22 protein-coding genes are annotated in these 25,851 nt (G+C 46.2%); 5 read left to right on the top strand and 17 right to left on the bottom strand.

Annotated elements, in window-relative coordinates; translation table 11 throughout:
• Nucleotides 1-13: 13 nt before the first annotated feature.
• From NLX82_RS12405 to NLX82_RS12395, 3 genes are all read right to left on the bottom strand, one after another.
• Nucleotides 14-829 (bottom strand): ABC transporter permease, encoded by an 816-nt coding sequence (locus tag NLX82_RS12405; protein ID WP_028542381.1) that lies wholly within the window; start codon nucleotides 827-829, stop codon nucleotides 14-16.
• On the bottom strand, nucleotides 826-1,845 hold the full coding sequence (locus NLX82_RS12400) for a daunorubicin/doxorubicin resistance ABC transporter ATP-binding protein DrrA (protein ID WP_023988346.1): 1,020 nt from the start codon (nucleotides 1,843-1,845) through the stop codon (nucleotides 826-828). The genes NLX82_RS12405 and NLX82_RS12400 overlap by 4 nt, the downstream gene beginning before the upstream one ends.
• Nucleotides 1,846-2,022: 177 nt before the next feature.
• Nucleotides 2,023-2,352, bottom strand: a complete 330-nt coding sequence (locus tag NLX82_RS12395) for an antibiotic biosynthesis monooxygenase family protein (RefSeq protein WP_025722950.1) — start codon at nucleotides 2,350-2,352, stop codon at nucleotides 2,023-2,025.
• A gap of 131 nt (nucleotides 2,353-2,483) precedes the next feature.
• Here NLX82_RS12395 and NLX82_RS12390 point away from each other — a divergent pair, with 131 nt between their 5' ends.
• A complete protein-coding gene (locus NLX82_RS12390) occupies nucleotides 2,484-3,344 on the top strand; it encodes a LysR family transcriptional regulator (protein WP_076317399.1) in 861 nt (286 codons plus the stop codon).
• A 2-nt stretch (nucleotides 3,345-3,346) separates the two neighbouring features.
• Here NLX82_RS12390 and NLX82_RS12385 read toward each other — a convergent pair whose 3' ends face one another.
• Nucleotides 3,347-4,537, bottom strand: a complete 1,191-nt coding sequence (locus NLX82_RS12385) for a GTP-binding protein (protein ID WP_068940746.1) — start codon at nucleotides 4,535-4,537, stop codon at nucleotides 3,347-3,349.
• 193 nt (nucleotides 4,538-4,730) lie between these two features.
• On the opposite strand from NLX82_RS12385, the gene NLX82_RS12380 reads away from it, so the two are divergent.
• Nucleotides 4,731-5,711, top strand: coding sequence for a DMT family transporter (locus tag NLX82_RS12380; RefSeq protein WP_023988342.1), 981 nt, complete (start codon nucleotides 4,731-4,733; stop codon nucleotides 5,709-5,711).
• Nucleotides 5,712-5,859: 148 nt separating this feature from the next.
• Here the strand turns inward: NLX82_RS12380 and NLX82_RS12375 are convergent, their stop codons facing one another.
• On the bottom strand, nucleotides 5,860-6,834 hold the full coding sequence (locus NLX82_RS12375) for an aldo/keto reductase (RefSeq protein WP_023988341.1): 975 nt from the start codon (nucleotides 6,832-6,834) through the stop codon (nucleotides 5,860-5,862).
• Between the two features lie 132 nt (nucleotides 6,835-6,966).
• Here NLX82_RS12375 and NLX82_RS12370 point away from each other — a divergent pair, with 132 nt between their 5' ends.
• The gene (locus NLX82_RS12370) at nucleotides 6,967-7,143 is read left to right on the top strand and encodes a hypothetical protein (RefSeq protein ID WP_254348152.1); all 177 of its coding nucleotides are present in this window, start codon (nucleotides 6,967-6,969) and stop codon (nucleotides 7,141-7,143) included.
• Nucleotides 7,144-7,234: 91 nt separating this feature from the next.
• Here NLX82_RS12370 and NLX82_RS12365 read toward each other — a convergent pair whose 3' ends face one another.
• The 6 genes from NLX82_RS12365 to NLX82_RS12340 form a co-directional block, all read right to left on the bottom strand.
• The gene (locus tag NLX82_RS12365; RefSeq protein WP_053325308.1) at nucleotides 7,235-9,910 is read right to left on the bottom strand and encodes a YhgE/Pip domain-containing protein; all 2,676 of its coding nucleotides are present in this window, start codon (nucleotides 9,908-9,910) and stop codon (nucleotides 7,235-7,237) included.
• 157 nt (nucleotides 9,911-10,067) lie between these two features.
• A complete protein-coding gene (locus NLX82_RS12360) occupies nucleotides 10,068-11,084 on the bottom strand; it encodes a hypothetical protein (protein ID WP_023988339.1) in 1,017 nt (338 codons plus the stop codon).
• Between the two features lie 153 nt (nucleotides 11,085-11,237).
• Nucleotides 11,238-11,789: a DUF2062 domain-containing protein gene (locus NLX82_RS12355; RefSeq protein WP_028542387.1), complete on the bottom strand. Its 552-nt coding sequence runs from the start codon at nucleotides 11,787-11,789 to the stop codon at nucleotides 11,238-11,240.
• Between the two features lie 190 nt (nucleotides 11,790-11,979).
• On the bottom strand, nucleotides 11,980-14,433 hold the full coding sequence (locus NLX82_RS12350; RefSeq protein WP_023988337.1) for a glycogen/starch/alpha-glucan phosphorylase: 2,454 nt from the start codon (nucleotides 14,431-14,433) through the stop codon (nucleotides 11,980-11,982).
• Between the two features lie 45 nt (nucleotides 14,434-14,478).
• A complete protein-coding gene (glgD, locus tag NLX82_RS12345) occupies nucleotides 14,479-15,582 on the bottom strand; it encodes a glucose-1-phosphate adenylyltransferase subunit GlgD (protein WP_023988336.1) in 1,104 nt (367 codons plus the stop codon).
• Between the two features lie 23 nt (nucleotides 15,583-15,605).
• Nucleotides 15,606-16,751: a glucose-1-phosphate adenylyltransferase gene (locus tag NLX82_RS12340; protein ID WP_076160182.1), complete on the bottom strand. Its 1,146-nt coding sequence runs from the start codon at nucleotides 16,749-16,751 to the stop codon at nucleotides 15,606-15,608.
• Nucleotides 16,752-17,008: 257 nt separating this feature from the next.
• Here NLX82_RS12340 and NLX82_RS12335 point away from each other — a divergent pair, with 257 nt between their 5' ends.
• A complete protein-coding gene (locus NLX82_RS12335) occupies nucleotides 17,009-17,146 on the top strand; it encodes a hypothetical protein (protein ID WP_023988334.1) in 138 nt (45 codons plus the stop codon).
• Between the two features lie 115 nt (nucleotides 17,147-17,261).
• Here the strand turns inward: NLX82_RS12335 and NLX82_RS12330 are convergent, their stop codons facing one another.
• The 6 genes from NLX82_RS12330 to NLX82_RS12305 all read right to left on the bottom strand — a co-directional run bounded on the left by NLX82_RS12330 (nucleotide 17,262) and on the right by NLX82_RS12305 (nucleotide 24,514).
• Nucleotides 17,262-18,074 carry a DUF3891 family protein gene (locus NLX82_RS12330; RefSeq protein ID WP_076160179.1) on the bottom strand — a complete coding sequence of 271 codons (813 nt, stop codon included), beginning with the start codon at nucleotides 18,072-18,074 and terminating at the stop codon, nucleotides 17,262-17,264.
• 131 nt (nucleotides 18,075-18,205) lie between these two features.
• The gene (locus NLX82_RS12325; RefSeq protein WP_023988332.1) at nucleotides 18,206-18,994 is read right to left on the bottom strand and encodes a response regulator transcription factor; all 789 of its coding nucleotides are present in this window, start codon (nucleotides 18,992-18,994) and stop codon (nucleotides 18,206-18,208) included.
• Nucleotides 18,966-20,930, bottom strand: coding sequence for a sensor histidine kinase (locus NLX82_RS12320; protein WP_076294853.1), 1,965 nt, complete (start codon nucleotides 20,928-20,930; stop codon nucleotides 18,966-18,968). The genes NLX82_RS12325 and NLX82_RS12320 overlap by 29 nt, the downstream gene beginning before the upstream one ends.
• A 46-nt stretch (nucleotides 20,931-20,976) precedes the next feature.
• Nucleotides 20,977-22,623 carry a type 2 periplasmic-binding domain-containing protein gene (locus NLX82_RS12315; RefSeq protein ID WP_028542391.1) on the bottom strand — a complete coding sequence of 549 codons (1,647 nt, stop codon included), beginning with the start codon at nucleotides 22,621-22,623 and terminating at the stop codon, nucleotides 20,977-20,979.
• Nucleotides 22,624-22,649: 26 nt separating this feature from the next.
• Complete coding sequence (locus NLX82_RS12310; protein ID WP_028542392.1) at nucleotides 22,650-23,537, bottom strand: carbohydrate ABC transporter permease; 888 nt, start codon at nucleotides 23,535-23,537, stop codon at nucleotides 22,650-22,652.
• 14 nt (nucleotides 23,538-23,551) lie between these two features.
• Nucleotides 23,552-24,514 (bottom strand): ABC transporter permease, encoded by a 963-nt coding sequence (locus tag NLX82_RS12305; protein WP_076264208.1) that lies wholly within the window; start codon nucleotides 24,512-24,514, stop codon nucleotides 23,552-23,554.
• A gap of 253 nt (nucleotides 24,515-24,767) precedes the next feature.
• Here NLX82_RS12305 and NLX82_RS12300 point away from each other — a divergent pair, with 253 nt between their 5' ends.
• Nucleotides 24,768-25,658, top strand: a complete 891-nt coding sequence (locus NLX82_RS12300) for a hypothetical protein (RefSeq protein ID WP_053325303.1) — start codon at nucleotides 24,768-24,770, stop codon at nucleotides 25,656-25,658.
• The last annotated feature ends 193 nt before the right edge of the window (nucleotides 25,659-25,851 follow it).

The following is a 25,851-nucleotide window of genomic DNA, read 5'->3' as shown; positions in this document are numbered from 1 at the left end:
GAAGACCGCCATCTTATGCTTTACGCATATAAGCACGCACCGTAAGCGGCGCGAAGATCGCCACAATGACTGTAGCGCCAAGCAGTGAGATCGCCAGTTCCTCGCCAATCGTTCCCGTATTCGCAAGCTCCCTGACTGCGTTCACAAGATGTGAAATCGGGTTGACGTTTACAAACCACTGTAGCCAACCAGGCATTGTGTCCACAGGCACAAATGCATTGGAAACAAAAGTGAGCGGAAACAGAACAATCATGGAGATGCCCTGTACACTGGAAGCAGTGCGGGCAATCACGCCAAAGAAGGCGAAAATCCAGCTGACTGCCCAGGAACACACGATGACCAAAAGCGCAGCGATAGCGACACTCAGCAGTCCTCCCTCTGGCCGATACCCCAAAATATACCCCATGGCGAAGGTAAGTACAGTCGCAATAGTATACCGAATACTGTCAGCTAGCAGAGCTCCAGCCAAAGGCGCAATGCGTGCGATTGGGAGTGACTTGAACCTGTCGAACACTCCTTTGTCCATATCCTCACGTAGTTGGACGCCGGTAACGACGGAGGTCGAGATCACCGTCTGCACGAGGATGCCTGGAATAATAACAGGCAAATAATGCTGCACGTCTCCTGAGATGGCGCCGCCAAAGATATAGGTAAACATAAGGGTGAAAATGATCGGCTGGAGCGTGACATCAAACAATTGCTCGGGAGTATGCCGGATCTTCAGAATGCCCCGGTAGGCCATCGTCATGGAATTGAAAAACGCCTGCCTGAAACTCACAGACTTCTTCAATGTGCGATCAGAACCTGTCATAACAGTAGTACTCTTCATGCTCTCGCCCCCTCCACAGCATGCGCTCCTTGGGACGTCTGCTGTCTGTTTACTTGTGCCCCATGACCAGTGATGGACAAAAACACCTCGTCGAGCGTCGGCTTCTGCACACTCATCTCTGCTAGACGAATCTCTCCGGTACGGAGGGCGATCAGCAGGTCCGTTACCCGATCTGCGTTGGCCATCGGAGAGATAATCTTTCCAGCTTCCACTGACACGCTGGACTTAACTGAAAGCACCTGTTCAACGATCTGAACAGCTCTCTCGATGTCCTGTTGATTTTGCACTTTGAGTTGCAGAGTCGACGCCCCCACTGCCGCTTTCAGTTCATCCACCGTACCCTCAGCGACTACCCGGCCATGATCGATCACCGCGATTCGATCAGCAAGTTGATCCGCCTCGTCGAGGTACTGGGTTGTGAGCAGTACGGTGGAACCGGTCTTGACCAAACTCCGGATCGTGTCCCACATCTGGACACGCGTGCGCGGGTCTAGTCCAGTAGTCGGCTCATCCAGGAAAATCAGCGGCGGCTTGGCAATGAGACTTGCGGCCAAATCCAGCCGACGGCGCATACCTCCGGAGAAATGCTTTAGCGGTCGTTTGGCCGCTTCGGCCAAGCCAAATTCCTCCAGCAGCTCCGCTGCCTTATGACGCGCCTCGGCACGTCCCAGTCCAAGCAGTCTGGAGAAGATGATCAGGTTCTCGGTAGCGCTAAGCGACTCATCGACCGATGCATACTGGCCTGTCACCCCGATCAACTGACGCACAACCTGCGGCTCCTTTACTGCATCGTGCCCGAAGATACGGGCTGATCCCCCATCAGGCCGCAATAACGTTGACAGCATTCGGATGGTAGTCGTTTTGCCTGCTCCATTAGGACCAAGCACACCGTAGATCGTGCCAGCACGCACGTTCAAGTCGACACCGTCAACAGCCTGCTTGTCACCAAAAGCTTTTACGAGTCCCCTTGCTTCAATGGCCAAGGTCTCTTTTCTGTCTGTATAATCCACATTCATATCCTCCCTGTACGGTTTCTATAGAGAGGATAACCCACGTTTATGAACTGAATATGAATAGAACCGTTTACGTTTCACAAAATGGTCGACGATGCCTTTCTGACAGAGAAGCCAAAGAAGTCCCATATGGGACCTCTTTGGCTTCATGCTAAGCACTAACTTTGATATTGAACCTATTTACACTGTAAAAAAATAATCTCGTTCTACCTTGCTCACTCTTAAACCAAATGTTTTATACCACTCGGATTTCCCTTTTTCCTGCGCTACCTTGTGCAGCTCGTTATGTTTCCAATTTTTTATAGCGTCCAGAGACTCCCAATAGGAAACTGTAATGCCTACTCCATTGTGGTCACGAACACTTTCCACACCTAGAAAACCAGGCTGTTGGGCAGCCAGTTCCACCATTTTGTCTCCCATCACTCCGTATCCGCCATCTCCTTCCGTACGTTCAGAAGTAAAGATAGCCGCATAATAGGGCGGACGAGGAGTTTTAGCAATTGAATTCATATGACCCTCCTAAAACAAAATTAAATAACCTTTCTTTAATTTGATTATAATCATAAATATTAAATAAAAAAAATGAATATATCTGATATGATGCATGAATATATTTCATAAAAATAGGAGTGAACACAAATTTGTTTAAATATAAGATTTTTCTTTGCGTAGTTGAAATGGGAAGTTTCACAAAGGCCGGGGAAGTTTTAAATCTTACACAATCAGCAATCAGCCATGCGATCTCTGGGTTGGAACATGAACTAGGGCTGACTCTTCTGATCCGAGGTCGTTCAGGCATCAGATTGACCAATAACGGGGAAAGATTAATGAAGCGATTTAGAGAGATTGTACAAATGGACGAAAAGCTTTACCAAGAGGTAGCTTTAATTAAAGGATTGGAAATCGGAACCGTGAAGATCGGTACATTTTCAAGCGTCTCTATTCATTGGCTGCCCCGTATTCTAAAAAAATTCAATGAGCAGTTTCCTCTTATTGAAGTAAAACTGCTCGATGGGAACTACCATGAAATTGAGAGCTGGATAGTCAGTGGGGAAGCTGATTTCGGCTTTGTGAACCTACCCACGTTAGACACATTAGAGGCGTTGCCATTAAAAGAAGAAAGCATGCTTTGTCTACTTCCTTCCGATCATATTCTTGGAAAGCAAGCTTCAATTCGAGTAAAACAGCTCAGAGATGAGCCTTTCATTATGCCTGTTGCAGGCTGTGACACCGATGTAAGAAATATTTTTTCACAGCATAATATGTCACCTAAAATCAAATACGAATTAGAAGATGACCATGCGATTATGGCTATGGTGCAGAATGGCCTAGGCGTGAGTATTCTTCCTGAAATGATCCTGTCTCACATTCCTTACGACATCTCTATTCGACCTTTGGACGAAAGGCATTCCCGTACTATCGGTATCGCTACCGCTTCCTTAAAAAATGTTTCTCCAGCAGCTAAAAAATGTATGGACTTTATTACTGAATGGATCAACTAGCTTCAGCATGTCGGCCAAGGAAGCGGATTCTCAAAGCTGGACCAGTCCATATTCATTTCGTTATCGTTCAGTAGACATTCATCTAGCTCTTCTTCCAAGTCTGGTCGATTCATTCCGATACCTATCATGACGATTTCGTTCATGCGGTCGCCCCATTGTTCATCCCAATGGTCCAGAGCCTCAGGGTCGGCTGCGACGATCTCCTGCCGTTCTTCTTCAGATAACGCAGCAAGCCAGCTTCCCGCAGGGCCAAATTGAATAGATGGTCCAGCTTGGCTAATACTCGCTGCCCAATCCTGCGGGGTTGCAATCCAGGCCAAACCTTTGGCGCGAACGACCTCCTCCGGCCAGTAGTTCATAAATTCAGCCAATCTCGCAGGATGAAATGGTCTTCTACGGCGATATACAAAGGAATTGATCCCATATTCGTCCGTTTCTGGTGTATGGCTTTCAAGCTCCAGCTCACGAATCCATCCAGCGGATTGACTAGCCTTGTCAAAATTGAATAGCCCTGTATTCAAAATGTCCGAAGGAGCGACCTTTCCCTTGGAAGTACGAATGATCCGGGCTTCAGGCTGTAATCTCCGCAGCACACCCTCCAGCTTGTCCAGCTCCGCAGGCTGAACCAGATCGCACTTATTCAGAATCAATACATCACAGGTTTCAATCTGGTCAATCAGCAAGTCCGAGATATCACGCGTGTCGTCTTCACCAGTAGCCTGCCTGCGATCCAGTAGCGTTTCTCCTGATTCAAAATCATGCCAGAAACGATTCGCATCGACTACGGTCACCATGCAATCCAGTTTTGCCAGCGATGCCAAATCAATGCCAGTTCCTTCATCAACGTATGTAAAAGTTTGAGCGATTGGCACGGGTTCACTGATGCCTGTAGATTCGATTAAAATATAATCAAAACCGCCTTGTTCCGTCAGCTTCTTGACCTCCAGCAATAAATCTTCACGCAATGTGCAGCAAATACAACCATTAGACAACTCGACCAGTTTTTCTTCTGTTCTGGACAAGCCGCCCTCTTTTTTAACCAGCTCAGCATCTATATTCACTTCACTCATGTCATTGACGATGACTGCCACTTTCATTCCGTCCCGATTGTTTAATACATGATTCAAAATCGTTGTTTTTCCTGCACCCAAATATCCGCTCAACACTGTTACCGGTATTGCTTTCTTATTCATCGCTGTTACGCTCCCTTGAATATTGGCTTTTCATTTTCATTCTTTTTTTAAATCGTAATAATTACTATTAACATTAACTTTCAGTAATATACAGCATCCCTCTTACCTTGTCAACTGTAAGAAACTCTTGAATTGAATGATCTAAAGTTATTAATATGAGAAATAACGATACTTAAAGAATTAGGTGAATGCTATGCGCTCAATCTGGTTAGGTGTGTTGGCGGCTTTCTTTTTTGCTTTTACATTTGTTCTGAACCGGTCTATGGAGCTGTCTGGCGGGAGCTGGATCTGGAGTGCTTCATTGCGATATCTGTTTATGGTTCCTATTCTAGTCGTCATTGTGATGACCCAACAAAAGCTTAAGCCTCTTTGGAAAGTCATGAAGGAACAACCAGGAACGTGGTTGTGGTGGAGCTTCATCGGATTTGGCTTATTTTATGCTCCGTTATGCTTCGCATCGGCTTATTCACCAGGGTGGTTGATCGCGGGAACCTGGCAAATTACCATCATTTCTGGTTCTTTGCTTGTCCCTTTATTTGCTGAGGTTGTCCAAACGGAGAACGGCCCTGTCAAAATACGAGGAAAAATCCCCCTCCAGGGACTGTTGATGTCTCTCGTTATTTTAATCGGCATTATTGTTATGCAAGTCGAACAGTCGCAATCCATTTCTACCCAAGATTTTTTATTCGGTATTCTGCCTGTCATACTCGCCTCATTCGCTTATCCATTAGGTAATCGTAAAATGATGGAAGTCTGTGCAGGACGATTGGATGCCTATCAGCGTGTGCTCGGGATGACATTAGCCAGCTTACCCTTCTGGTTATTGCTTTCGTTATATGGAGTTTTCAGCGCGGGAATGCCAAGTAAGGATCAGACGATACAGTCTGCTTTGGTGGCTGTGTTTTCAGGGGTGATCGCTACGGTTTTATTTTTTAAAGCTACAGATCAGGTTCGTGGAAATATGCAAAAGCTGGCGACCGTAGAAGCAACACAATCTTTGGAAGTTCTTTTTGCATTAATGGGAGAATTAATCTTTTTGTCTATCCCCATGCCGTCTCCTTTATCATGGATGGGTATGTTCATCGTCATCCTCGGCATGATTCTACACAGTTATGTAACACATCATAAGAAAACCACTCAGAAAATCATATCTAAAAAGATAGATCCCATTTAGCGCATATTTATTCTTGTTACGGTCGTTCAAGTGTGGATCAGGCACCAGAAAAAAAGCAGCAGATCAAAGAGGAAGCTCCTGATCTGCTGCTTTTTTGCCGATTATTTCTCACAAAGAATGATGTTTTATTACGAGTACGAAGTATTATTTACCAAGCGTAGGCTTCTGGCGCAGGTTTTCCCGGACCGGGGAAAATCTCATTCAGCTTGGCAAGCACATCTTCGCTCAATTTGACCTCAGGTACCCGTAGAGCATCCTCTAACTGTTCTAAGGTCCGTGGTCCGATAATTGGAGCCGTTACGGCCGGATGGGACAGTACCCAAGCCAGTGCAATCACGTCTTCCTTTTCACCCAGCTCGCGGGACAATGCTGCAAATTGCTCCAGCTTCGCACGATTCTGCTCCACCTTTTCTTTGGCGCGTGCGCTGCGAGAACCAGTACCTGCTAACGCATTCCGTCCCAACAGTCCGCCGGCCAGCGGGCTCCATGGGATCACACCCAGACCCAGCTCTTGAGCTGCTGGTAATACTTCAAGCTCGGCGGAACGTTCGTTCAGGTTGTACAAATGCTGCTCGGATACAAGCCCCAGAAAACGCCGTGCCTTCGCTTCTGCCTGCGCCACCGCAATATGCCAGCCTGCAAAATTACTGGAACCGATATAATCAACTTGTCCCCGATCCACCACGGACTCAAATACGCCCCACAGTTCATCCCATGACACATTTCGGTCAATGTGATGCATTTGATATAGCTCTACATGGTCGGTTTGAAGACGTTTCAGCGACGCATCCAAATGACGGCGAATTTTGTAAGCAGACAAGCCTGATCCTGCATTGGGTCCGTCATGTTCATTTTTCATGTCTCCGTATACCTTCGTTGCCAACACGACCTTCTCGCGTCTTCCGCCGCCCTGCTGGAACCAACGTCCGATAATTTCCTCTGTCCAACCTTTACGATCATGGCCATATACATTAGCCGTATCAAAAAAGTTAATGCCCGCATCCAGTGCGGCATCCATAATTTTAAACGCATCCTTTTCTTCGGTTTCCGGTCCGAAATTCATCGTCCCCAGACATAACCGACTAACCTTCAAGCCTGACTTTCCTAAGTATGAATACTCCATACTGCTTCCCGCCTTTGCCTAAGGATTTTAAAATTCCGCAAAATTACATGCCAAAAAAGACCATACTCCGTTTATTCACCAGAAAAAACCACATTGAAACAACCCCAAATGCAATTTAAGGTTGGATAGCGCATGCAAAAAAGCCCCACGCACCGCCGAAGCAGCAAGCGCGAGGCATCTCCTACCATACTACCTACTCCATATGAAAAAATAGTGACTTTACGGCGGTTGCAGCGGAGCGGAGAATTTGAATCTGGAGAAGCGAAGCGTTCGCCTTTGCCATGGGATTTTTACCTTGTCATGTCCTAATCCAAAGAATCCCGTGGCAACAGCGATCGTAAGATCAAATCCTTCGCGGAGCGGCTCACTTCAGCCACCGTAACTCATTCTTTTTTTACAATCAAGGAATCAATTTCGTTTCTTTTGCTCGCTCGGCCATTTTTTTCGTATGCTTGCTGAGCGGCTTCTTAAACACCAATCCAAACAGGAAGCAAACACCGATAAATACAAACAGCATCACCACATCTCGTATCACCGTTGAAGGCAACATCCCTCCTACTGTCTCTCGTAACAGACTAACCGCATAGGTGAATGGTACGAACGGATTCAGCGCCTGAAAAAACGGTGTACTCGTCGCAATCGGGAATGTCCCTCCTGAACTGGAGAATTGAAGCACCAGCAGGATGACTGCCAGTCCCTTGCCGATATTGCCGAACACAGAAACTAGTGTATAGGTCATCGCCGTAAACACCAGACTGATCAGCATAGACGATAGTACAAAAGCTACTTTGGCATCCACATACGCCCCGAGCAGGAACAAGTCACCGAGAGATACGCTCAGCGCTTGAAAAATGCCAATCGTGGAGAATGTCATAAGCCGTCCGAAATACACTTGGTAGCTTTTAAATTGTCCTTCCGGGTCATCCACATCTACCCTGAACATGGAGACCAGTAGCATCGCACCTACCCAAATCGACAATGTAGTGTAAAAAGGTGACATCGCAGAACCATAGTTGGGAATTGGGTATATCCGCTCCTGCTTCAACGATACCGGACTGCCGAGAAAATCACTTTCCTTTTTCACATCCCCCTTTAACAATGCAATAGCGCGTCCGAGTGCATTTTCGCCCTTAAGCTTGCGAATTGTGTCTGCAGCCTGACGTATGGAATCCTCGGCAGCTGGAAGATCGGTCCTTACAAAATTGGCTACTTGGTGTACCGCTTTTTCAGCTTCAGGAAATTTATTTTCAATTAAATCAGCCATTTTGACAAACTGTTGTTCCGCTTTAGGCAAATCATTACGCACAAAATCTGCTGCCTGATGAATTTTATTTTTAACCGCTGGCAAATCGTTATTTACAAAGTCTGCCGCTTTGTTCACAGCATTCGTAAACTCGCCCATGCGCCCCTGAATCGTCGTCGCCGCTTCATGCAGTTTTTGACGGTATTGTGGCAGATCCTGCTGGAGACGTGTTAGCTCTTGCTGACCGAATTCTGCTGCAGCCTGTGCGTCATTTAATAGCTTTTCAATATTCGGTAGCTGCTCTTGAGCTGTAGTCAGCACATTGGCAGAATTGCGGGCAACGGATTTGATCTGATCCAGCGCCTTTTGAATGGCGGGTGCATACTCCGTATCATAATTGCCCAAAATGCTGTCAATTCCGCTACTGATTTCTCCTGCAAGGCGATCAGTGTCATCCAGCAGATTTTGCGCAGGCTTTTCGCCGCGCTGAATGGCATCCCCGATGCTAGTTACTGTGCTATTCAGACGACGGAAACGATCCTCTACCCCGCTCACACGGGAAATAAGTGAATCCAGAGGTTGACTTGGCAAGTATCCGTTCACACGCTTCAGCAATTGAGAAATATGATCCAACACTCCCACGGCAGTTGTCAGCCTACCGCTGACACGATTCACCGCAGCTTGTGCTGCTTTAGGATCAAAATCCACACCACGAACAATGTCTGTAATCTGAGAAACTTCATTCGCGATTTGTTGTACCAGTTGTAAGTCTTCTTTAACTACTGTACCAATCGAATCAAGCGCACCCTCGTTTTTGTCCAGAAATTCGAGTAAACCGGTTGTAAAATCCTTGCCTGTGTCCGCTATTTTCTGTACTTCTGGCAGTGCTTTCTGGGCAGCATTAATGACTTTAAGAGCCGTTTGCGTGTCCTCTAGGGCTGTGGCCAGTGCGCTTTCTACCTTGCTGAAATTTTGATCTAGTTCAACAATTCGATCACCGGCCTTTTGAATATCAGGTAGTCTTTTTTGGATATCCAAAATAACAGCGGCTACCTTGTCCAGCTCAGGCATGTTTTTGTCAATTTTGAGCACCAGGTCACCGGCACGGTTAATTTCAGGAATTTTCTCCTTCAATGCAATGATCTTTTGTCCCTGTGCCTTTATTTTCGGCAAATTTTGCTCCAGTTCCAATGCCTGTTTGCCCAACCTTTCGATATCCGGCAATCGATTATTCAGCTCCAACACCCGGTTCTCAATATTACGAATCGTCGGGAGCTCCTCCTCCAGCCTGACTCCGGCTTCCTTCAACTTCGTCAATACCGCCTGGCTGGCAGTTTCAATAAAGTTTTGGCTAATCTGGTTCGTCAGAGAGGTTGCCCCCGAAGATGTAATTTTCGGAGCTACTGCATTAATTTTTTCATTTACGGCGTAATCAATTTCCGGCTTTTGCGGATTTTCCGTCAGCACACTCGTAATTTTCTCTGAAAAATCTTTCGGGATCAGCAGGCTGGCATAATAATCACCATTCAACACACCTTTTCGTGCTTCCGCTTCATTGACAAAAGTCCAACCCAGCTTCTTGTTATTTTGAAGGTTATGCAAAACCTCATCGCCGATATTAATCTTTTTACCATTCACTTCTGCACCCTGATCTTGGCTGGTTACTGCAATTTTAATCCCAGATGTATTCGCATACGGATCCCACATCGCTTTCAAATTCACCCATGCATAGACAGAAGGCAAAAGAATGATGCCAATGACTAATAAAGTCCCGGTCGATACTTTGAATACATTTCTCCAGTCTGTTAAGTAGATTTGCCATATCTTCCGCAACTTCATCACTCCTTGTATGTACATTAACCTGTCGTCCATTGTTGTATGCACACGTATTGTAAACGATTCGAGCGAATGAAGCCAATCCTGTTACAAAATATGTCAAAAGCGTATGCCTCTTATAGAGATCATACGCTTTTCAATAAAATCATTCTGCTTAATTTCGAACTCCATTCGCGGGCATAGCCTCTAGGGAATAAAATGCTCCTTTTTTATTGATTTTTCCCACCACAGTAACTGCGCCTTTTTGGGAGAACGTATACTCGTTATCCTTAATTTTTACGGTATATCCTTTTAGGTTAATTCCGAAAAGAGATTGCACTTTCGACTTCGCGGCTGAAAGAGCCTGAGTTTGGCTGAGCTTTGGCTTAGCGAATGCTTTGACAAAATCCTTTTCCCCCGTCCAATCCATGCCAAGCTCGTTTTTTACGGCCCACACTTTACCAGTTTTCACCCCAATCAACACGTTGTTTAACTCATTATCGTCCCGGAAATTCCAAACGGTATCATTGCCTTCATGCTGACGAAACACATATTCAAACGGATTGCTCGAAGCAATACCAACTGTTTTAAGCGAACGATTCGCTTTGTTGGACAGTGAAGCTTTAACGTCTTTAAGCGAATACATTATGCTAGCCGTTATTTTATTTCCTTGATCAAGGTCAATGTAGAGACTCTGGTCATGCCCCCATAGCACCCAATAATTTTTGAGTTCTCCTTCGTCATCCGGTGAATATACACGCCAGACAGCATCCGTTTTAAACACTCCATCAGAATCAAATGTTTTCAGGAACGATGCAACCTTGCTGCGTAGATTATTGTCCATAACTTTGTTGAGATCAGCCGCATCATAAATAATGCTGGTGGATTGCACGATTCCCTTTTTGGAATCGTAATTTTGGATGAAATCAGCATTAGCTGTCCCGCTCAAAGTACCGTTTACCGTCCATGAGTCAAAAGCAGTATCAGCGCTTGTAAACTTTATTGTTTGTTTCCCCGCTAATGTGTTCAGCACATCTGTTAAACGCTTAGTGGCGGTTGGGTCCAAGTTAACAGAAGTTTGTGCGTTTTGAGCTATGGCAGCGGCGGGCTGCTGTGCCCATGCAACTGGAGCCGTTCCCAAAAGCATGGATATTGCCGCAACTGTTGCAGTGATAGAATTCCATTTTTTCATGGGGCAATTCCTCCTGATGTCTCAAAAGAGACTTAAAAGAATGGATACATATATTCCTTAGACGTAATACAAAAATAAAAGTTGCTTGCCCCAACTCAAAGAAGCCCTTCGGACCTAATAAATAGGCTCGAAGAGCTTCTTTCTTATGCATCGTTATCCATTCTTCAGCAGTCTGGCCGCCGAAAATGCTGCACCATGACGCAACTTCCGCTTTTCCAACCGTTTGTGCAGCGAACGATTATACAGAACCTGAATGACAAAATACGAGATAATGCCCAGCACCACACCGAAAATCGACATGCCGATCAGGATGTGCAAGCCTCCGTGCAGCAAGTCTCTGAATACAGACCAGTTGCCGTGAAACAGCTCCATAAAAGAATGCTCGTGAAGTCGTCCGCCCCTGACATGTACCGGATAATGGGATGGATAAATCCAAGCCCCCACTTGCTTGGCGAATGGCATCAGTACAATTGGCAAAAAGGTCAGTTTACCTACAACGTTACCCACAATGGCCGCAGGCAACGAGCCGCCGGACAGACGAACAATCGGATAAAAAACAAGGTATACCAGAGAAGCCGTGGAAATCACAATCATCTCCAGCGCAAAGCCAATGGCGAAGCCCAAAGAGATCTTTTTAACTCCACCAGGGGCGCGCAATAGCTTGATGAAATTCAGCCGAATCGCACGCCATATATTTTGAAACATATTATATTTCTTCTTCGATTTATGAGGTTTGAGCCTTTTCGGATTGAGCTTTATCAATAGGAGGACTCCTTCAACAGTACAATTCAAGTTCAGGAATGAGTATATACAGTTCCCATCCTTACTTATGTCTATACTGTCATTATAACCCTCAGCGTTCGAAAAGCAATGTTATTCCGCCTGTTTCGCCGTTTTAGGACAGAATTCGCTTGTTGACATCGTTTTGGAGAGGCACAATGTCCCAAATCTCAGCCGCGTATTGCTGAATCGTGCAATCACTAGAAAATTTACCAGAGTTCGCCATATTGACAATAGCACGCCGAGTCCACTCCGAGGGATTCCGATACACTTGTTCAATGTGAACCTGTGTATCCACATAGGATGCAAAGTCTTTGAGCACAAAGTATTCATCATTATGATCAATCAGGGATTGATAAATGGCCTCAAATTCCCGTTCATGCCGCGTAAAAGGAGCATCGTTCACGAGTTGATCCAACACTTCACGCAGTCTTTCGTCGCTATTGGCTGTTTTGCGCGCCGAATACTGGCCGTCCCGGTAATATGCCTCGATCTGGTCCACCTTCAATCCAAAAATGAACATGTTGGCATCCCCTACCATTTCATGCATTTCAACATTGGCTCCGTCCAATGTACCTATTGTGAGCGCACCGTTCATCATAAATTTCATATTCCCTGTGCCAGAGGCTTCCTTGCCTGCCGTGGAAATCTGCTCACTGACATCCGCCGCAGGAATAATCAGCTCCGCTAGCGAGACAGAATAATTTTCAAGGAAAACGACTTTCAGCTTGTCCTTGACATCTACATCCCGATTGATCGTGTCCGCCACGTTGTTAATAAGCTTGATCGTCTGTTTGGCGAGAAAATAACCGGGGGCGGCTTTGGCTCCAAAAACAAACGTGCGTGGCGTCACATCCAGGCCAGGATTACTTTTAAGCTGACTGTATAAATGCATCACATGCAAAATGTTGAGCAGCTGTCGCTTATAACCATGTAACCGTTTGACCTGCACATCAAAAATGGAGGACGTATCCAGTCGTACTCCCTGTTTTGCAAAAACATGCTCAGCGAGCCTGACTTTATTATTTCGCTTAATCGCCTGTATCCGTTCTTTGAACGACTCGTCCCCACTGTAACGAAGCAGGTCGATGAGCTCCCTTGGACGGGTCCTCCAACGTGTACCGATGGTCTCATCGTACAAGCTTGCCAGCTCCGGGTTAGCGTGCATCAGCCAGCGGCGATGGGCAATCCCGTTTGTTTTATTATTAAAACGGTCAGGGTACAGCTCGTGAAACGACTTCATCTCTCGTTCCTTTAATATTTGCGTATGCAGCGCAGCCACCCCATTAACGCTGTAGCTGCCGACGATTGCCAAGTGAGCCATACGGATTTGTTCACCATGAATAATCGCCATTTCACCAATTTTGATGTCCTGTCCTGGGTAACGCTCCAGTAGCATAGCGCAATAACGTTTGTTAATTTCTTCAATGATCAAGGAAATACGAGGTAGTAGCTCCCGTACCATATTGACAGGCCATTGTTCCAGCGCCTCACTTAATATCGTATGATTCGTATATGAAACGGTTCGCGTCGTAATATCCCATGCTTCGTCCCAGCCCAAGCCCTTCACGTCCATCAGAATACGCATCAGTTCCGGTATAACCAGCGTCGGATGTGTATCGTTAATGTGCAGTGCTATTTTATCGGGCAACTGGGCGTAAGGTAAACGAAGCTTCTCGAACGTACGCAAAATACTTTGCAGGCCGGCCGAGCACAGGAAATACTGCTGCTTCAAGCGAAGCAGCTTCCCCTCATAATTGGAGTCATCCGGATATAGAAATGCCGAGATGGATTCCACCGATCGATTGTAGTCGAGAAAGCGGTAATAACCGCCCTCGCCTCGAATCGGTCCTCGAACGGGATCAAGCGCTGATTCCGCACTCCAAATCCGCAGCGTATTCACCTGCGCATGACCATAGCCTACCAGCGGAATATCGTAAGGGACAGCCCAGACTGTTTCGGTATCCTGTGTCTCGAATACAAGACGTCCCTCCTGTTCACGGGTTTCCACTCTTCCCCAAAAATGAACCTCGACCTTTTTGTCAGGACGGCGTTCCTCCCAGACATTCCCTTTCTGTAGCCAGTAGTCCGGCAGTTCAACCTGATTGCCGTCCACAATACGCTGTTCAAACAGACCATATTTATATCGGATACCGCAACCATGTCCTGCATAGCCAAGGGATGCCAGCGAGTCCATGAAGCAAGCCGCCAGACGGCCGAGGCCACCATTGCCTAGCCCCGCGTCCGCCTCCTGTTCTTCAATTTCCTCCAGATCCCAGCCCAGTTCACCCAATGCCTGCCGAACCATATCCAGTACGCCCAAATTCAACAGATTACTGCCCAATAGACGACCTATCAAAAATTCCAGTGAAAAATAATAAATCTGCTTCTCTTGTCCTTCTTTGTAGGCTTGGTTCGTTTCTGCCCAATTCTTGCCGACTTGTTCACGAATCATGCCACCCAAAACCTTATATACGTCTTCCGACTGAGCCTCCTGCATCGGTTTGCCCAGCCTTCCGACCAGTTGCTCTCGAAAAGCCTGCTTAAATGCTTCTTTATTGCTGAACAAAGTTGTACCTCCTGTTATTTCCGTTTTAATGGCTAAGTATATCCTTTAAATTACGCTATTCTTGGCAATGACATAGGGAACTCTAATGTCTCCAATCAGAGTTCGATCTGGTGAAAGCTGTACATCTTTATCTAAAACCACATTCTCCACAACTGCCCCTTTACGGATGACGCATTTTTGCATAATAATCGAGTTGCTTACCCGCGCACCCTCCTCCACCCGTACTCCACGGAAAAGAATACTGTTCTCGACCTTGCCCCCAATGGTGCAGCCATTGGCAACAAGTGAATGATCCACCTCGGCGCTGTGCGTATAACGGGTCGGGGCTTCATACTTGATTTTGGTATGCACCGGCTGATTCTGAAACAGTGCATGATACTGCTCCTGATCCAGCAGCTTCATGCTATTTTTATAGTAGCTCTCGATAGAATTAATGACCGCATGATAACCTTCATAACGATACGCATAAATGCGCAGTCCACTTGGGTTTTTCTGGATGGCATCGCGAAAGAAATGATTATCCTGATGGGCAATGCAATGCTTCACCTGATCCAGATACAAGCCTTTGTCCATCACGAACATTTCCAGATAAATATTATGATGATCCTGCTCCTGATGAATACCAGTCACTCGTCCGTTCTCATCAATCTCCAGTCGTGCACAAGGAGCATGCTCAGATTCGAGCTGGTCGATGGGTTTATATACGAGGGTAACATCTGCATTTTTCTCCCGATGATAACGGTATACATCCTCAATATCAACCTTATTGACATGCTGAGTTCCTGCGTGAACAATGGTTTGCCCCGATGAGCGATGGAAAAAGTCCAGATTGTTGTGCACATGCTGCAAATCCCCACGTGATGCATCCGTCGGATCATTCCAGTCCGGTGGCAAAATAAACAACCCGCCCCGTCTGCGGTCTAAATCCCAAGGCCGGCCTTCACCCAGATGATCCAGCAGCGAACGGTATTTGCGGCGGATAAACAGTGCAATATCATGCACCCCTGCATGCATCATGTTGGATAAGGTAAAATCAATGAGCCGATATCGACTGGCAAAGGGGACTGCGGCCCCGCACCGGAAATAGGTCAACTCTTTCAACTGATCCAGTTCGTGATCCAGGTTGATAACTCCAATGAGTCGGCTCATAGCAGACACCGTCCTTATCCGGGTTAAATTCGTGCATGAAGCTGGCTTTCCTGATCGAACAAAATAATCTCATCAGAACTATCTTCAGGTCCGATAAACGCGTTGTCTTCAATAACGATGTTCTCATTCACGATAGCCCGGTGGATACGTACATTGCGCCCAATTTTTACGTTTGGCATGATGACAGAATCGGTAATGACGCTCCCTTCACCTACTTCGACCCCATAAAATAGTACAGAATGCCTTACTTCTCCATCCACCATGCAGCCTTCATTTACAATGCTGTTTTTGAGGATTGCCCGTTGGGTTATATACTGGGCCGGTTGATTAGGACTGCGGGTATAGATGCGCCAGAAAGGATCGTTCAGATCCAAAGGCGGATCCTGAACCAGAAGATCCATGTTGGACTCCCACAAGCTCTGAATGGTACCTACATCCTTCCAGTACCCGGCAAACGGGTACGCATACAACGACCGTCCATGCTGAAGCAGCAATGGAATGATATCCTTGCCAAAATCATGTGAGGATTCAGAATCGCTTGCACTTTCCAGTAAATAGCGACGTAACACCTCCCATTTGAACAAATAAATACCCATGGAGGCCAATGTGCTTTTCGGCTGTTCAGGCTTCTCCTCAAAGTCATATATTTTGAGATCATCATCGGCGTTCAATATCCCAAATCGTTTGGCTTCCTGAATCGTGACATTGATGACAGAAATGGTGCAGTCTGCTTCCTTCTCCTTGTGATAGTGGAGCATTCGACTGTAGTCCATTTTATAAATGTGATCCCCTGAAAGAATGAGTACATGCTCCGGGTCATACTGATCCAAGAAATGCAGGTTTCGATAAATTGCATCCGCCGTGCCCCTGTACCAGTTGTTTCCATTTTCTTTCTCGTGCGGTGGTAAAACAAAAACTCCTCCATCCAGGCGATCCAAATCCCAGTCGCTCCCAACGCCGATATAGGAATGAAGCACCAACGGCTCGTATTGGGTCAATACGCCTACGGTGTCTATACCAGAATGAGTGCAATTGCTGAGAGGGAAATCAATAATGCGGTAAGTTCCTCCAAAAAATACTGCCGGTTTGGCTAGTGTACGGGTAAGTCCTTTGAGTCTTTTGCCTTGTCCGCCGGCGAGCAGCATGGCAACCACTTCCTTCTTTCTCATAACAAAGACCTCCCTGTCATGTGCGTCTGAAGCAATTGTGGCGGGATATTTAATAATATCCATTAAACATGAAAAGACAGTCGTAATCGTTTCATTGAAGAAGGAACGGGTAAGATTTGATGGAGAAGGGTAAAATCATAGTTATGCGGAACGAGTGCAAGGAATCACTAAATCGTAAAATCCCGTTCATCTTTTCACATTTTGGATGCTTTTAAAGCAATTGTGTATGACAACATGATCATAAGGAGGCGTTATTCATGAAGAATAAAAAATGGGTGGTAGCCGCATTGGGAATGGGTGTTACGTATCTGATGAAAAATAAAGGGGCACGCGATAAGGTATTGAATAAGGTACAGACTATTGTCAATCGTGCGAAAACATCTGCAAAATCGTAAAATGTTAAAGCTAGAAAAAAGCGAGCCTCTCTGAAGCATGGTTCAGGGAGGCTTTGCTCTGACTTTTCTCTGCGTCTACGAACAAAATATTGTTCGAGGCTGTATCCGTAGACTGTCAGGCATTCTCCTTATGTTCTTCTACTTCCATGATATGTTCAACGGTAAAGGTTCGATGCGTCCATTCAGAAGAACGGTAAGCCTCTAGGAGACCAAAGGTACGAATTTTCTCCTTGTCCACCTTCTTAAAGGTATGAGTAATCCCTACCTTGCCCCTGAAAGGAAAAAAGGAAAGACCTACAGTCTGATCCGATAGCCACTCGGCCCAAACTCGCCCGCTTTCATGTCGAACAGCCGGGAAGCTTAAACCTTCAGCAAACCATTCATAATCTGCTGTAGGCGTGCCCGGCTCTCGGCTGCACAAAAACAGACTCAATTCGTCACAAAACAACATTCTCCGTACATCCGTCCGCACTTGATGGTCGAAGGTTACGCCACATGCCAGCTCCTGTTTGAGCCTCTGACGACGCTGTGCCTCCGCTTCCTGATAAGCATGCGTAATCTGCTTGTCCTGAGCGTTTTGATGCTCGGTCCGTCCGACTAGCTCCCTGTACATCAAGCTACACAGCAACGCCGCATACGTATTACCTTGTTCGACTTCATCAATCCCAAGACGATAGAAAACAAAACGAGGATTGAGCGGAAAATCAATAAACGTATAAGGTGCAGACACATGATCATTCCAGAAAGGAGCAGCGTCTAACTGTATCCAGCCCCGATCATGCTCCCTTGCTGCATATACAAAATCCTGCTTATGACGTCTATTCTTGAAGGCACTCTCTTCCCATTGTGAAGCCAACTCACCTGAAATATGGGCATGGTCATGCTGCGTCGTCATGATATAAGCTTGGTCCGTTTCATAAATAACCATATGCTCTCCCCTTCCGTTCGGCGATTCGTGTGATTGTGTACAAACTCTCTGATTGAAGGCGATGGTTATGCTTACGTTTATTATATCAGGATAAGGTTAAAAAGGCAGTGAAGTTTTCCGCCTCTTTATATCTAATTACCCCTTTGATTCTGCACTCGAAACTGCTGCGGGGTCATCCCCTCCAGCTCACGAAACACTTTGTTAAAGTGCTTTGCATTGTCAAAGCCCACGTTAGCCGCAATTTCATAAATCTTGCCCCCTTGACACTCCAGCAGCTTTTTGGCTTCTGTAATGCGCAGCCTTTTTACATATTGAACAAAGCTAAGGCCTGTATAGGCTTTGAACGCCTGACTAAAATACGTATAATTCAAGGATACTGAATTGGATACTACTGCCATATTCAAATCCTCGCTGTAATGAGCATGGATGTATTGGATAGCACGTGTCATACTACCGCTTCTATCGACGATGGCACTCGCGCCAGCTGGTCTATCTTTCTCTACGCTGACAACACCATCGTATATGAGGTGGTTCCTCTGCTTCAATTCCTCATTCAAAACTGCCAGCGCACCAAACAGTTCCTCCCTTACGATTGGCTTGAGCAAATACTCCCGTGCCCCACAGCGAATCGCTTCGCGCGCATACTGGAACTCGTCATATCCACTGAGAATGATTACCAAAGGTCTGCGACCCGGCTCCAGCTCGTGAATATGCTGCATCAGCATAATGCCATCCATAACAGGCATACGGATATCCGTTATCACCAACTCGGGCAAAAACTGCTTCACATGCTGCCAGGCTTCCATTCCGTCCTTGACCAGTACACATTCATAGAGACCGGAAAATTCCCGTTCGATCATAGCTTGAAGTCCCATTCGAATATTTTTCTCGTCATCCGCAATCAACAGCTTGGTCGTCATGGTCTGCCCCCCTCATCATGTAACGTTTAGGCAAAATCAGGGTCACTGTCGTCGATTGTCCGGGGATGCTGTCCAGTCTTATGCCATACTCTTCGCCATACTGCATACTCAAACGGCGATGCACATTATACAAACCGATTCCCCCATTCATCCCGGGCTCGTGGGAATCCATTTCCGTTCGCGCTAGACCAGCCATGATGGCGTTTCTTCTTTCTTCAGATATCCCCACTCCGTTATCCTGTATGCGCAATTCTATAATATCCTGCTTAGGGCAGGCTTCAATCGTGATGCTGAATGGGCTTTGCAATGCACTCCAACCGTGCTTGATAGCATTTTCGACTACAGGCTGCAGCGACATTTTCAGCATCTCCAGTTCCATAAACGCCGACGATAGATGAATTTCCAATCCAATTTGGTTATCGTGGCGAATGTTCATGATGGCCACATAATGCTGAATATGGCGGATTTCATCCCGCAAAGCAACACACGATCCCGACCATTGGAGATTATAACGCATCATCGAGCCAAGGGAAGTAAGGGCATCCGACAGCGGATACTGTCGTTCTATCTCCGCCATCATTTTTAAATTTTCCAATGTATTATAGAGAAAATGGGAATCAATCTGATGCTTGAGCGCTAGCAGCTCAGCCTCCTGAGCAGCGGCCTGCTTGTGTACTGCTTCGGCAATGAGTCCGTTTATCCGACTCAGTAGACTGCGAAAATATAGAGCCAGCTCAGCCACTTCTCCCCGCCCATATACTGGAATTCTAAGCTGAAAGTCACCCTCCTGCTCTACTTTTTTCATGGATTCACGCAGTGTATGTAGCTGCTTGAGAATGAAGGCATGCAGGGTATAAGAAATGACGGACATAAACAAAATCAGCATACTAATAATGAGCAGCATGGCATTGCGTTTCTGACGGAGATCACCCAGCGGACCGTCCAGCGCCACCACATTTAGCAAATAGGCGTCCAACCCTTCTATATAACGGTACATGCCGAGATAAGGCTTATTCTCATAGGAAAAATCAAAAGCACCACCCGGTCCCTGAACCTGGGACTGAAACAGATGGTGCACATGGGACAGAGGGATCGAAATTGAATCTGATTGAGAGGAAGCTGTAGCTATATCGGTAGAAGACATTGGTTTATCAGCGTTCCTTGAGCTGGAATCGTCGCCGTCTAGAATGAACATTTGCCATGCGCGGTCACGTTGTGGGATTCCAAATACTCTAGGTGAAAATAGCTCCAGCCTCATGTTTGTTTCTACCAACCCTGCGTGTCTTCCTCCGGTAGACTGAATTTCACGCAGCAGTGCCATATACTGCACTGTCTCACTTTCCTGCCGGGATTGCCCCAGAAGTAAGCTTTTCGGCCCCTTGTACATTTCCCACCATATTTTCCCTTGTCGGAGTTGGGCCGTTTTCAGCCAGGAAGCTTTAGGCAGTCGTGATTCATTAAAAATCATTGGCCATATTTCATGTGCCTGAGGATTACTCGTATACAGTCGAATGTTCTCTACATTGGGATTACTGTACAGCAAGTGCTGTAAATTTGGAAACACATTCAAGTTGAATTGGACCAGCTCATCGCTGCTTATTTCACGTTCCTCGGTCAGATAACGAAGTACGTTGCGATCTGAGATCGCAAGCTGTGCGGTTCGCTCCATAATTTCCATATTGCTGTGAATATGGGCCAGCTCTGTATCCAACACATACTGATTTTGTACGGTAATGTCTTGCATGGTATTCTCGTACAGTTGGTGAAAGGTATATAGCGAGAACAATACCACCGGAATTAAAATGACTCCGATATACGCGACAATGAGCTTAACTTGAAGAGAGCAACCGCCAAGCCGATCGGCCGTCCCCTTCATCCACTGCCATATAGTGCTGCGCAGCAGGCTCTTCATCTGTGAACGTGCACGGCCTGGCATGAAATCACATCCTTAGGGGTTCAATAGATTAAGTCATCGAATTAAATCATTTGGTGAACTGTTCAATTTTCTTAAGGTTTTCCTCATAGGCTTTTTGCTGATAGGCCATAACTTTGTCATATCCTGCTTTTCTGCGATCTTCCAAAAAGCGAGCAAACAGCTGGTCGAATTCCTCATCTGAGGAAGCCAGCAGCAGCTTCGGCAATGTCTTGCCCCAAATTTTATCTATCTGGCCTGACGCAATGCCCTCCGCCGAAGTTCCGGTCGGTTTGATATTGTCATATTGGGAGAAGCCTTTCGTCTTGCCTTTCGTCCAATCCTCTGGCTGCTTATACGGCTCGACGCTGGGCGGCGCCCACTGCAAATTCATATTCGTATCCATCAGCATCCAGAAGGTGAAGGAGGCTCCATATTTTTTATCAAAAGCAGAACGATCCTTGTTCAGCAGTTCCTGCACCTCTGGCTTGAAGGCTGGCTTACCGTTAACCATGTCCCACAGCTTGCCCTGCTCCCCCAGATACAGATCGCGGTTTCCTTCCTCGCTAATCAGATAAGTCAGAAATTCAATAGCCCGCTCCTTGTCTTTGACATCCTTCGAAATAAGCGTCACCGTCCAGCCGGAAATACCCGGCCCAGCCAGCGTCGGCGGGTCCAGCTTACTGTTCGAAGGTCCATCCACCGCGATATAGACGGAGTTCGGGTCCTTCGCATATAACATTACCTGTTGTGTGGCAAAGTCAGAACGCTGATATAACATGGCAAAATATCGGCCCTGTGCCACCTTTTCCTCCATTTGCGGACGTTTGTCGATAAATACGTCCTTGGCGATCAGGCCCTGCTCATTTGCTTGACGGAATGTTTTGAGCCAGCGAATATACTCTTCGTCCGAACGACGATCGTATAGCTTGCCGTCTTTTTCATGAGGAATGGCTAGGAAGTTAAGTAAATAGTCTTCAAAAGAATAATTTCCGTTATCCGTAAATTCGTGGAATCCCATCGGGATAAGAGGCTGACCGTTCACCTCTGGAAATTTCTCTTTCACTTTTTGAAGCGCTTTCAAAAATCCTTCCGGTGTTCTCATATCCGGCTTGCCGATCGCCTCGTACATATCCTTCCGAACCATAAACGTCTGGTTGGAAACAAAATTTTGGCCGTATTTTTGATAATCCTGTGGCGAAGAAGAAGCGTTAGGATACCCGTAAACATTCCCGTCCGTTTGGCGATACCAGGACATTTTCGCCGGATCAGCTATTTTAATCAGATACGGATCGTATTTCTCGGCCAGCTTGTTGAGCGGAAGCACCATCTTGCCCTCAATCATTTTTTTGACCGCGTCCTCTCCCCAACCAAGTGTGACAAAATCAGGCAGCTTGCCGGAGGCCAGCATGGTGTTGAGCTTTTCATTTTCATTCCCTGCGGGTACGATAAAATTGACGCTGACCCCGGTCTTTTGCGTAACATACTTCGAGGTCATATCCGTCCCCCACTTGTTCGGGAACCAGGAAAAGTTCAAATACCAGTCAAACGTAATCGGCTCCATATCCGCCTTCCATCCCGGTGCATCTGCCGTAGCCTTGGTCTTCTCGTCCTTCAATTCCGTGACAGTACCGCCTCCACCGGACGTACATGCCGCGAGCAAACCCACCAGCAGAACAGAGGCCAACAGCCCCTTCTGCCATTTGCGAATGTTCATTATAAATCTCCCCCTTGGATGATGTGCTAACCCTTGATCGAGCCGATCATCAGACCCTTGACGAAATATTTTTGCAGAAAAGGATATACCAGTACAATAGGCAGTGTCGTCACGACCATCGTCGCCAGCTTGATCGATTGCGAAGTGACGGACTGGGCAACAATTCCCGGTGCAGCAGCCATCATCTGATTAGAGCTAGATTGGGCAACAACCCGGTACAAATACGTTTGAATCGGCTGAAGATCCGTATTATTAATATAAATCATTCCGGTAAAATAATCGTTCCACTGGTATACCCCATGAAACAACGCAATCGTCGCTACTACCGGCATAGATACAGGAAGCACGATCCGGCAAAAGATACCAAAATCATTCGCACCGTCTATTTTCGCCGCCTCTTCCAGTGCATCCGGCAGTTCTCGGAAAAAAGCCATAAAAATAATAAGGTCAAAAAAACTGAACATCGCAGGAATGATGTACACCCAAAAGCTGTCCAGCAGTCCAAGATCACGTATCAGCAAATAGGTTGGAATCAATCCCCCACCGAAAAACAGGGTAATGGTGCCAATCAGCATATACAACTTGCGCCCGATCAGCTCCCTACGGGAATATGCATATGCAATCATGGCAGTAAAAAACACATGAACAATCGTGCCGATAAGCGTCTTGGCAATAGTCACCCCCATCGCGGTCATAATACCGTTGTTGGCAAACACAGCCTGATAGCTGCCCAGACTGAAGACCCTCGGCCACCAGTAAATGCCGCCCCGCATAGCGTCTGCTCCTTCGTTAAAGGAGTTCACCAGCACATACCACACGGGATACAACGTGACAAAACAAATGATCAGCATGAAGACGTTGTTCATGAAATCGAATATCGCTTCGCCTGCTGTTCTGCGTTGCAATAGCTGCATGCAGCCGTCCTCCTTCAAAATAGGGATGTATTATTCACCCGCTTGGTCACCGAATTGGCAATTAGCAGCAAAACGAGAGCAAGAACCGATTTCAGCAAACCCACCGCGGTAGAATACGAGAAACGGCCCTGCTGAATGCCCACCTGATATACATAAATATCAACTACATTACTTGCACTTTCATTCAGCGAGTTACGCAGGACGAGAATTTGATCGAAGTTGGAGTTCAATATGCCGCTAACCGCCAAAATAAATAAAATAGATATTGTCCCCTTGATAGCGGGAAGGGTGACGTACCACATTTTCTGAAACCGTCCGGCTCCGTCAATGGTGGCCGCTTCATACATGTCCGTAGATACCCCCGCCATTGCTGCCAAATAGATAATAGCTGACCATCCAAGCTCCTTCCAGATATCCGAGCTAACGACGATAGCCCAAAAATAGCTCGGCTCTGCCAAATAACTGATCGGCTGGTCAATCCAACCCCAGGCTAGCAACAGTTGATTAATCATCCCGGTATCTGCCAGCCACGTCGTTAAGATCCCGCCAAGAATGACCCAAGATAAAAAGTGAGGAAGGTATGAAATGGTCTGAATAGATTTTTTGAACCGAGTAGATCGTATTTCATTCAGGAATAGAGCAAACACAATAGGCAAAGGGAACCCGATGGCCAGCTTGAGCAGGCTAATGCCCAGTGTATTTTTGACAATGTACCAAAAGTTATCATCCTCCAAAAAGGCCCGAAAATGCTCTAACCCCGCCCAAGGTGCGCTTGATAGGGTACCAATGATGTCAAATTGTTTGAAAGCAATCAAAATGCCGTACATCGGAATGTAATGGAAAATAATCATCCAAACCACCCCAAGCAGCGCCATAGTCTGCAAATGTCTTTGTTGAACCCATTTGCGCGCTAGTGATGCCCCTCTACCCGATCGAACCGGTGGCTGTGGCTGCGGATTCTTCCATCCTGTTCTCATACGAAGACCTCCCTTCTTTGTAATGTAAGCACTTACATTTATTATTTTAGAGGCTTCTGCTTCGAATGAGTAGTACTGGATTTTTTGATTTTGGTATCTAAAGTTCAGGTGGGGATCTGACTATACGCGAAAACCTTCTTCCAGCCTTTGGATTTTTACATCTATTAATTTACGAAAAAGACTATCAGATGGTACGATAAGACTATATGTGATTCCAATCATTACCTATATACCTAGATCAGGAGGATTAAGAATGGAAGAATTGGTTCGTTCGATTCAGAAACAGGTTCGAATTAAAAAGGTTGCCTGCTGGGCGGGGCTCATCATGTTTGGCCTGTGTACTTTAGTTGGCGTTGCAGCTCAGGAATGGCTTATGACGCTCTTGGCGCTCGCGATGACAATTTTATCCGTCTATGGATTAACCATGATGCGTGGTATGACAAAGTTTACCAAAGAGTATCAACCGGGAAAGGGCTACGGTTATTATCGCCGTACGGTACAACAAAAGCTGCGCTATCTAACTTGGGGACAGTGGTTAGTAGGCGGCCTTATTGTCCTGATGTTCTTTATATTTAATGTCCGACTTAGCGCTTTTCTCATAGCTATCTTGGGCATCCTGACTATTCAGTTCAGTATCAAAAAACGAATTAAAAATCATCAGGAACCCGATGTCACTGAGCTGGAGGAGTTTGTACGGATGGGGATTGTTTCTCCGCATGAGCAGACTATTGGGGTATATAAAGATTTTCTACACCTGAGTCATACATTTCGGGGTAACCAAATTGTTATCGTTACAGACAAACGCCTGATTTCTGTATTTGTGGAGGAACAGGGGCGTGCGGTGAAAACGGAAATGCTACTCTCGGGTATAAACAAAATACGCGCAATCGGTACGGGTTTTCAGGGTCAAGGTATATTGCTGTCTGTAAGCAACCGTGACCATAATGAGCTTCACATTCATATGGTCGGGAAAAGCATTTTCTTTTCTCCAGAGCAATTCATAGGTTCCTTGCTACGGGCACTGGATGCAGCGTTAAAAAGCAGATCATACAGTACGGAAGAACCATTCCCCGTTTACCAACAGACAAGAATTTCATTGCATCCATCAGAACAAGGTTTGCTGCATAAACCTACAACAGCTTAAATATTTTTGGGACATGTGCCACGTTATATATACGTTATGATCGGTCTTCATAATACGCCAAATAGCAAGTAAGCCCTGATCTTAATGAGCTTACTTGCTATTGGGTGTACTTCTACTTTACTTCTGCCTTCTTAATGATTGGCTCCATGATAAAACACCGTGATGAGGTCATGACTTGTAACAAACACTAGCA

The sequence above is a fragment of the Paenibacillus sp. A3M_27_13 genome (assembly GCF_024213315.1).
Lineage (GTDB): Bacteria > Bacillota > Bacilli > Paenibacillales > Paenibacillaceae > Paenibacillus > Paenibacillus polymyxa_B.
This window is presented reverse-complemented; position numbering and strand designations above follow the sequence as displayed.

Coding starts and splice junctions, on each gene's coding strand:
- NLX82_RS12405 (WP_028542381.1), bottom strand. CDS start 829: ATGAAGAGTACTACTGTTATGACAGGTTCTGATCGCACATTGAAGAAG.
- NLX82_RS12400 (WP_023988346.1), bottom strand. CDS start 1,845: ATGAATGTGGATTATACAGACAGAAAAGAGACCTTGGCCATTGAAGCA.
- NLX82_RS12395 (WP_025722950.1), bottom strand. CDS start 2,352: ATGAATTCAATTGCTAAAACTCCTCGTCCGCCCTATTATGCGGCTATC.
- NLX82_RS12385 (WP_068940746.1), bottom strand. CDS start 4,537: ATGAATAAGAAAGCAATACCGGTAACAGTGTTGAGCGGATATTTGGGT.
- NLX82_RS12380 (WP_023988342.1), top strand. CDS start 4,731: ATGCGCTCAATCTGGTTAGGTGTGTTGGCGGCTTTCTTTTTTGCTTTT.
- NLX82_RS12375 (WP_023988341.1), bottom strand. CDS start 6,834: ATGGAGTATTCATACTTAGGAAAGTCAGGCTTGAAGGTTAGTCGGTTA.
- NLX82_RS12370 (WP_254348152.1), top strand. CDS start 6,967: ATGCAAAAAAGCCCCACGCACCGCCGAAGCAGCAAGCGCGAGGCATCT.
- NLX82_RS12360 (WP_023988339.1), bottom strand. CDS start 11,084: ATGAAAAAATGGAATTCTATCACTGCAACAGTTGCGGCAATATCCATG.
- NLX82_RS12355 (WP_028542387.1), bottom strand. CDS start 11,789: ATGTTTCAAAATATATGGCGTGCGATTCGGCTGAATTTCATCAAGCTA.
- glgD (WP_023988336.1), bottom strand. CDS start 15,582: ATGAGCCGACTCATTGGAGTTATCAACCTGGATCACGAACTGGATCAG.
- NLX82_RS12340 (WP_076160182.1), bottom strand. CDS start 16,751: ATGAGAAAGAAGGAAGTGGTTGCCATGCTGCTCGCCGGCGGACAAGGC.
- NLX82_RS12335 (WP_023988334.1), top strand. CDS start 17,009: ATGAAGAATAAAAAATGGGTGGTAGCCGCATTGGGAATGGGTGTTACG.
- NLX82_RS12330 (WP_076160179.1), bottom strand. CDS start 18,074: ATGGTTATTTATGAAACGGACCAAGCTTATATCATGACGACGCAGCAT.
- NLX82_RS12325 (WP_023988332.1), bottom strand. CDS start 18,994: ATGACGACCAAGCTGTTGATTGCGGATGACGAGAAAAATATTCGAATG.
- NLX82_RS12320 (WP_076294853.1), bottom strand. CDS start 20,930: ATGCCAGGCCGTGCACGTTCACAGATGAAGAGCCTGCTGCGCAGCACT.
- NLX82_RS12315 (WP_028542391.1), bottom strand. CDS start 22,623: ATGAACATTCGCAAATGGCAGAAGGGGCTGTTGGCCTCTGTTCTGCTG.
- NLX82_RS12310 (WP_028542392.1), bottom strand. CDS start 23,537: ATGCAGCTATTGCAACGCAGAACAGCAGGCGAAGCGATATTCGATTTC.
- NLX82_RS12305 (WP_076264208.1), bottom strand. CDS start 24,514: ATGAGAACAGGATGGAAGAATCCGCAGCCACAGCCACCGGTTCGATCG.
- NLX82_RS12300 (WP_053325303.1), top strand. CDS start 24,768: ATGGAAGAATTGGTTCGTTCGATTCAGAAACAGGTTCGAATTAAAAAG.